The sequence below is a fragment of the Rhodoflexus sp. genome (genome assembly GCF_053489755.1).
Genome location: NZ_JBRCHD010000010.1, coordinates 48146 through 56721 on the forward strand (window position 1 = coordinate 48146; position 8576 = coordinate 56721).

Consider the following 8576-nt stretch of genomic DNA (forward strand, 5'->3'; position numbering starts at 1 on the left):
AAATGTAATCAAATGCAAAGTGAAATATGAAGTCAAACATCATTACCGCAGAGTTATCATCACAGTAGCACACTGTACAAGACTAACGTAAAAATATGCAATTAGATACATACATTTAACGCTAATAAAGCCATTAAAAGTACGCGTGTAACTTAAAAAGTGATAAATCATTTTTCAGGCAAAAAGTTGAAATCTTGGATGATTTGTAATTGCTGATGGTAAGTATCTAATCTGCTTATAAGTAACTAAAAAAGCATTTGCACGTTGTTAAGTTTTATTTTATGACATAAACTTACGTGAAAGATTGAAGTATTTTTACGGTTCGTAAAATCTTTAAGATATGCCGTTTACAAGCACTTTTCATTACATTGTACAGCTTTTAAATTGGATGAATATCCCATAAAAAAGCATCGACCATACGATTTTTACATACGGCCGGTGCTAAATATGAGTTTTTTTAATTTTATTATGTTTCTTATGCTTCCTGCGTTTCGTACATTTCTACAGGTTGGCAGCTGCACACTAAGTTGCGGTCGCCAAAGGCATTGTCAATTCTGCTGACAGTTGGCCAGAACTTAGCCGCCCGCACATAGGGCAGCGGATAAGCTGCTTTTTCGCGCGAGTAGGGTCTATCCCAGTTATTTGCCATGATTACATCTGCAGTATGCGGGGCATGGTGCAACACGTTATTATCGCGGTCTGCTTTGCCTTGCTCTATTTCTGCGATTTCAGCACGGATAGCTATCATTGCATCGCAGAAGCGGTCTAATTCTTCCTGCGTTTCGCTTTCTGTTGGCTCTATCATCATGGTGCCTGCCACAGGGAAGGATACTGTCGGTGCATGGAAACCGTAGTCCATCAGGCGCTTGGCGATGTCCTCTACTTCTATGCCCACCTGCTTGAACGGACGGCAGTCAATGATCATTTCGTGAGCGCAGCGACCGTTTTTGCCCAGATACAAGATTGGATAATGCCCTTCGAGGCGCTCTTTAATGTAGTTTGCATTCAGAATAGCTATTTGAGTAGAATGGGTAATGCCTGCTGCTCCCATCATTGCAATATAGGCATAGGAAATTGCTAAGATGCTGGCGCTGCCATAGGGCGCTGCCGAAATAGCAGTGATTGCTTTGTCGCCGCCCGTTTTTACAAAGACATGACCGGGCAGGTAAGGCGCAAGGTGTTTAGCTACGCCGATTGGGCCCATGCCGGGGCCGCCGCCGCCGTGTGGGATGCAGAAAGTTTTGTGCAGGTTCAGGTGGCAAACATCTGCACCAATATTGGCAGGACTTGTCAGACCTACCTGTGCATTCATGTTTGCGCCGTCCATGTACACCTGCCCGCCGTTTTGGTGGATAATATCACAGATCTCTGTAATGGCTTCCTCAAATACTCCGTGTGTAGAAGGATAAGTTACCATCAGGCAGGACAGATTTTTGCTATGTGTCTCAGCTTTTTCTTTCAGATCTGCCAGGTCAATATTGCCGTCTTGGTCGCATTTTACCAGTACTACTTTCATACCTGCCATAACAGCGCTGGCGGGGTTGGTTCCGTGTGCCGAAGTAGGAATAAGTGCAATGTTGCGATGGAAGTCGCCGCGATCGTGGTGGTAGGCACGGATCACCATCAGGCCCGCATATTCGCCTTGTGCGCCTGAATTGGGTTGCAGCGAAACAGCGTCGAAGCCTGTTATTTCACATAGCCACTGCTCTAAGTCGCTGAAGATTTGTGCATATCCCTGCGCCTGATTGAGAGGTGCGAAAGGATGTAATTGACTAAGTTCCGGCCAAGTTACTGGAATCATTTCTGCGGTCGCGTTTAGCTTCATGGTACACGAGCCGAGCGGAATCATAGCATGCACCAACGACAAGTCCTTGTTCTCCAGCATCTTCAAATAGCGCAGCATTTCGTGTTCGGAATGATGGGTATTGAACACAGGATGTGTCATGTAAGGCGAAGTGCGGTGTAGCGATTCTTGCACAGGCGAGTAAACATCTTCAGTTGTGAGATTTACTGCCTCCGTGCCCTTAACATCTGCGAAGAGTTGTACCAGTTCGGCAACATCTGCCAGTGTGGTATTTTCGTTGAGGGCAATGCCGATGTGTGGCGGTGTAAGATCGTATTGCAAGTTAATGTGCATTTGCTCGGCAGCCTGACGGATTTGCTGCGTCATTTCGGCAGTGCTGCTAATCTGTAGCGTATCGAAGAACTGCTCATGCACAAGGGTAAAGCCGAGTTTGCGCAGGGCATCGGCAAGTGATACGGTCAGACCATGGATGCGTCCTGCAATAGCTTTAAGTCCTTCAGGGCCGTGATAGATCGCATAGGCCGCCGACATTACCGCCAGCAATACCTGTGCGGTACAAATGTTAGATGTTGCCTTTTCGCGGCGAATATGCTGCTCGCGGGTTTGCAAAGCCATGCGGTAAGCGACTTTGCCCTGCGCATCCTTAGAAATACCAATAATGCGCCCCGGAATCTGTCGTTTATAGGCTTCTCTGGTAGCGAAGAAGGCTGCGTGAGGGCCGCCATAGCCCATAGGAACGCCAAAGCGCTGCGCCGAACCTACTACTACGTCTGCACCCATTTCGCCGGGCGGCTTGAGCAGCGTCAGCGCCATCAGGTCGCAGGCTACTGCTGTGCTTACATGTTGTTCGCGCAGGGCAGCAATCAGGTGGGTGTAGTCTTCTACCTTGCCGTTAGCGCCCGGATACTGCAAAAGTACGCCGAAAAGTTGCGGGTCAGTAATATCGTAGCTGTTGTGGTCGCCTATCACCAACTCGATGCCTTGCGGATAAGCGCGTGTTTTCAGTACGTCAATGGTTTGCGGCAGACAATTGTCCGACACAAAAAATTTATTGGCATCTTTCTTTTCCTTCGGACGAACGGCGTACAGCAGGCTCATTGCCTCAGCAGCGGCGGTAGCTTCATCCAGCAGTGAAGCATTAGCAATCTCCATTCCGGTCAGATCAATAACCATCGTCTGGTAATTGATCAGCATCTCTAAGCGTCCTTGTGCAATTTCTGCTTGATAGGGAGTGTAGGCAGTGTACCATGCCGGATTTTCAAGGATATTCCGCAAAATCACATGAGGTGTGGTGCAAGGATGATAACCAAGCCCAATGTAAGATTTGAAAATCTGATTTTTGGAGGCGATACTTTTAAATGAAGCAAGAAACTCTGCTTCGCTTTGTGGTTGTGGTAGATTCATCGCTTTCAGACTTCGAATCGCGCTGGGTATCGTTTCTGCAATCAGCGCTTCTAAAGACGAAGCCTTGATGGTGCGAAGCATACGGTCAATCTGTGCCGCATCAGGACCAATGTGGCGGCTCCTGAACGACTCTTTGTGTTGTAAATTGAGTTTCATTGAAAAACGTATGGAAAAAGGAGGAGTACACACAAAATTATAGTACATCTAATAATTTGCTATGCAGGTATTTTGTTTTCACAAAGCCTGACCGTCCGCATTATTTTTGCGGAAACTATACCAGTTGATTAACCTATTATGTCCTTAAGAAATTATTTTTGTTCGCTTTCACTATGGACAGCAGCGTATTTGTGCCTGTTGGTTGTAGTTGCACATGCGCAAAGCCCTGTGCAGCCCTGTTTCAGACTGCCGGCTGAGGTAGTCTGTGCGCCGGCAACTATTACTCCGACCGACTGCTCGGGCGCACCACCCAATCTGGTCGTGTATGATTATGGCGACGGACAACTTCGGCTCGACAAGAGTTTTACCTTCACCCGTCCGGGCAGATACCTGATCCGGCAAGGCATTAATACACTCGGCGCGGGTGGCAACCTTTCCCAGCCGATCGAGCTGACGGTTATTGCTCCGCGAAATCCTACTTTTCGCGTACAAACTTGCAACGATCTTCGGGTGTCCGTAGAAATTACCGATACGGGCTTTCCTGCCTATGAAATAGCATGGGGCGACGGTACAACGGCGCGCGCCCAAAGCGGAGGTAACATCGCCCATACATACAGCGCAGCCGGTGAGTTTACAATTACCGTTAGTGGTATCACCGGACAAAATACAGTATGTGGAAGTACGTCGCAGCGCATAAATGCAGTTGCGCAAATCCCTGCGCCTGCATTGCGAGCCGTGAACATTGGCACTGATGGACGCGCACGCCTTAGTTATACGCTACCTACGGGCTTCAACTATCGGCTACGGCAAGTGAATACCTCAAATAATACTACCCGATTATTTGATCTTGCTGCGGGTAGTTCTTCTTTTACCTCACCCGATGTTACGTCAGTTTTTGATCGCTATGTGTACAGCATCGAAGCGCTTAATCCTTGTACGCCCAATGTACCCGTAACCTATTTTAATCAGTTAGGAACGCACACGTTGCGCGTGCTGCCTTTTCGCGAATTTATTCGGATCAACTGGAACGCACCGCTGCATATCGGATTTACATCGTACACACTTTTCCGCAACGGTACGCGAATAGGAGAGTGGACAAGCCAGAATATATTGCAATTTGAAGATCGCGATATTACCTGTAGGCAGCAGTATTGCTACAGGTTGGAGGTGCGTTACTACAACGGCGCTGCTGTTTCAACCGCACAGGAAGTCTGCATCACTACCAGCCGCGACTCAGACCCGCAGCCGCTGACCGAAACGCTTGCAACCGTTATCAACGAGCAGGTACAAATTACATGGCGGCAGCCCGAGCGCACACAAATAGCCCGTGTATTGCTGCGCAAAACTGCGCCCGGTCAGTCGGTACAGCAAATGACCCTTCCCAATACCCGTCCGCCTTTTATAGACAGCAATGTGTTCACTTCGGGAGATGCGTACTGCTACCAGTTGGCTTACATAGATAATTGCGGCAACCAATCTCCATGGACGGCGCCTTTTTGTACCACCGTACTTAGTGGTAGCGTCAGTGGCGACAGTGTGCTGCTCAACTGGCAGGAACTTGTAGGTTATAGGGTTGCAGGTTACGTGGTAGAGCAGTTGGACAGTCAGGGCAGAACAATAAATGTTTTACGCCCCAGCCAGCGGACGTCAATGTTCATACCTGTCGGAGACCTGACTGAGCAGGTGCTTCGCCTTCGCCTCATGGCACTTGTTAATATCGGTAGCGGCGGAACAGTTGCCCTGTACAGCAACCTGATCAGGCTGCGCGTTGAAGCAACACTGACCTTTCCAACCGCATTTAGTCCCAATGGCGATGGACTGAACGATACTTTCGGCGTGCAGGCGCGTTTTGTCAATCGTTTTGTGCTGCAAATATTCAATCGCTGGGGCGAATTGGTTTACTTTTCGGAAAATCCCAACGATCGCTGGGACGGCAACTTTAAGGGCACAACCGTGCCAACGGGAACTTATGCCCTTGTAATTCAGGCAGAAGACAATTCAGGACGGAAGATAGAGCGAAAAGCCATGCTATTAATTGCAAAATAGTCGCCCGAAAATTTGGAACTTCTTTTTCGCATCCTTAGTTTTGAAATCGAAGGCTATTATTTACTGTTTAACACCAAAAAACATGTCCGTATTATTTATTATCGGTGGATTAGTCGTTTTACTTATTGTAGGGCTAATCTTCGCGTTCGACAAGATCATGGAAAACAATCGGAAGCGTTTGCTCACTTCCAATGTTGTGCATGATGGCATCACCAAAAAGTACGAAGATGTGGATATCCACAAATCTTACGCAGGTCCTATTTTTTCCATTGGCCTGGCAATCAGCCTTGGCATTGTTCTGACCGCCTTTGAGTGGAAAACCTATGACGAAGGCAAAGTTACCAGCCTTGGATCTCTACAGGACGTAGCAGAAGAAGTAATGGAAATTCCTCCAACCGAACAAAAGCCACCCCCACCGCCCAAAATTATTGCACCTGAAATCGTAGAAGTTCCCGATGAAGAAGACATCAAGCAAGATTTAGAAGTAGATCTGAGCGTAGAAGTGAACCAAAATACGGTTGTTCAGAAGCAGGAGGTGGTGAAAGTTGAAGCCCCGCCTGTGAAAGAGGAAGAAGTAGAGGAAATCTTCACAATCGTAGAAGAAGGTGCAGAACCTATTGGTGGTATGGAAGCCTTCCTGAAGTATGTATCTAAAAACCTGAAATACCCTGCGCAAGCACGTCGCATGGGTGTAGAGGGCAAAGTATTCGTACAATTCGTTGTTGATAGAGACGGTAGCATCACCGACGTAAAAGTTGTAAAAGGCATCGGTGCAGGTTGCGACGAAGAAGCTGTTCGCGTAATCGAAAATGCACCTAAATGGAAGCCGGGTAAGCAGCGCGGTCGTCCTGTAAAGCAGCGTATTGTTCTCCCGATCTCTTTCAAATTGGGATAAGCTAAAGCCTTCCTTAAAGAAAAGCGCCGATGATGTGGTCTCATCGGCGCTTTTTTGTATCCTTGCTATCTGTGAAAATGAGCGCAAACAATGAACAACCAAATTTTACACACTGCCAGAGGCAGTTTCTTTGTACGCGATACCGCCGAGACAAATAAGCCGGTGCTGGTATTGCTGCACGGCTGGCCTGAAACATCTTACACCTGGGAGGCAGTTTTGCCATGGCTGAGCAGCTACCGCGTAGTGCGCCCCGATCTGCGCGGCATGGGCGATTCCGAACGCACGCCCGGCATAGAACCTTATGCCAAACAAAATCTTGCACAGGATATTCTTTGCATAGCAGATACAATGGATATCGGCAATTTTTACCTTGCCGGACACGACTGGGGCGGAGTAGTAGCGCAGGAGATGGTTTTTGCAGCCCCCGATCGTGTGGAGGCACTCTGCCTGATGAATATTAACATGATCAATAATTCTATTGGCAATGCGGCTGCACGCGAGACTATCAAGGAAAAGGGAATGACCTTCTACTGGTACCAGAGCTTTATGCAGCAGCCCGATTTGCCCGAAGCAATGATCACGGGTAACGAGGAGATCTGGCTGCGACATTTCCTTCGGTTAGCGCGCCGCAAGCCTTTTCCCGAAGAAGTTTTACAGGAGTATGTACGCACTTTTAAGATACAGGGAACAGCGGCCACCAGCTCAAACTACTACCGCGCAATGTACCAATATGACCTGCCGCGCTGGCAACAACTGATGCAGGATCGCGTGGTCAGCCCTGTGGATTGCCTTTACATCCACGGCAGCCGCGATATTGTCATCATTGCAGACTACCTGAAAGGAGCGGAGCAGTGTTTCCAATCTTTTGAATGCGTCAGCCTCGATGCGGGACATTTTATACACGAAGAGCTGCCCATGGAAATTGGTTTGCACATGGCGAGCTTCTTCCGTGCACAATCTTTTATGTTTTGATAATGGCGATGAGTAAGATCTTCAGATACCTGCTTTTTTTGATAGGCGGCTTACTAACGTTCGTGGTAACGCTGGTGGTTGTATTTTGGAAAAATGATTTACCACAGGAACAACTGCGCAAAAAATATTCACAAGCGCCTTCTGCTTTTATAGACGTACAGGGAATGGAAGTGCACTATCGCTCCGAAGGCGAAATTTCGGATAGCCTGCCGATTGTGTTGCTACATGGCACAGGTGCGAGTCTGCACACATGGGATGGCTGGACATCGGCCCTCATACCTGCGCGCCGCGTAGTGCGTATGGATCTGCCTGCCTACGGACTCACAGGGCCGCACCCAAGCGGCGACTACTCCATTGCGGCTTATGTGTCTTTTGTAAACGAGTTTCTGGACAAACTGAATATTCAGCGCTGTGTGTTGGGAGGTAACTCGCTTGGTGGCAGTATTGCTTGGAACTACGCGCTGCAACATCCCGATCGCGTGGCAGGGCTAGTGCTTGTAGATGCAGGCGGTTATCCTGCAAGTAGTACAACCCGCCGCGAATCGCCTGTGGCTTTCAGGCTTGCAACAATGCCTGTGATCAAAGATTTATTTCGCTATGTCTTGCCGCGCTCGGTAATTGAAAGAAGCGTTACCAATGTATATGGCGATCCTTCGCTGGTTACTGATGAGTTGATTGACCGTTATTATGAACTGAGTTTGCATCCCGGCAACCGACGCGCATTTATAGACCGCATGGGGGCGCGAAACAAGCCAACCGATACACTACTCATCAAGACCCTGCAAATGCCAACATTGGTTATGTGGGGCGATCGGGATCTACTTATACCTGTGGAGTGCGCGTATAAGTTTCAGCGAGACTTACCTAACAGTACGCTCGCTATATTTGAAGGATTGGGGCATATGCCGATGGAAGAAAATCCCGCACTGACAGTGCAGGCAGTACAGCAATTTCTGCGACAAATCGAGTAGGTAATTAATTCTTATGCCACATCTTGTGGATAAGTCAGACCAATGATGCGGCGGACGGCATCTAATGTCCGCGCAATTTGCAGGCTGACCTGATGTGGCATCAGCGGTTCTTCTGTCTTACCTGACAATAAAGCATTTCCTGCGGCGCGCGTTTCTAACCAAAGCCCATTGCCGATTTTTTCAGGTGAAAATACAACAGCCTCTCTATCAGCAAGTTGAAGCGTTGCTGTTCCCCAACTGTGCCAAGGTTTGGCCATGTGAATTTTGCCTTTTTCGCCTGTAATCACAGCTTCCGAAGCGGTATCTTCCAAAATGCTGCACGAAAGAA

6 protein-coding genes are annotated in these 8576 nt (G+C 48.2%); 4 read left to right on the forward strand and 2 right to left on the reverse strand.

Annotated elements, in window-relative coordinates:
- Nucleotides 1-475 precede the first annotated feature (475 nt).
- Nucleotides 476-3364, reverse strand: a complete 2889-nt coding sequence (gene gcvP, locus ACWIP2_RS01975; protein WP_448518215.1) for an aminomethyl-transferring glycine dehydrogenase — start codon at nt 3362-3364, stop codon at nt 476-478.
- A gap of 138 nt (nt 3365-3502) precedes the next feature.
- Between gcvP and ACWIP2_RS01980 the strand changes: the two genes are divergently transcribed.
- The 4 genes from ACWIP2_RS01980 (at nt 3503) to ACWIP2_RS01995 (ending at nt 8248) form a co-directional block, all read left to right on the forward strand.
- The gene (locus ACWIP2_RS01980) at nt 3503-5410 is read left to right on the forward strand and encodes a T9SS type B sorting domain-containing protein (protein WP_448518216.1); all 1908 of its coding nucleotides are present in this window, start codon (nt 3503-3505) and stop codon (nt 5408-5410) included.
- Between the two features lie 82 nt (nt 5411-5492).
- Nucleotides 5493-6305, forward strand: a complete 813-nt coding sequence (locus tag ACWIP2_RS01985; protein ID WP_448518217.1) for an energy transducer TonB — start codon at nt 5493-5495, stop codon at nt 6303-6305.
- A gap of 90 nt (nt 6306-6395) precedes the next feature.
- Entirely contained in the window at nt 6396-7277 is an 882-nt protein-coding gene (locus tag ACWIP2_RS01990) for an alpha/beta fold hydrolase (protein ID WP_448518218.1), read from the forward strand.
- Nucleotides 7278-7285: 8 nt separating this feature from the next.
- Nucleotides 7286-8248 (forward strand): alpha/beta fold hydrolase, encoded by a 963-nt coding sequence (locus tag ACWIP2_RS01995; RefSeq protein ID WP_448518219.1) that lies wholly within the window; start codon nt 7286-7288, stop codon nt 8246-8248.
- Nucleotides 8249-8259: 11 nt separating this feature from the next.
- On the opposite strand, the gene ACWIP2_RS02000 is transcribed toward ACWIP2_RS01995, so the two are convergent.
- Nucleotides 8260-8576, reverse strand: a 317-nt coding sequence (locus tag ACWIP2_RS02000; protein WP_448518220.1) for a hypothetical protein, incomplete at its 5' end; no start/stop codon positions are given.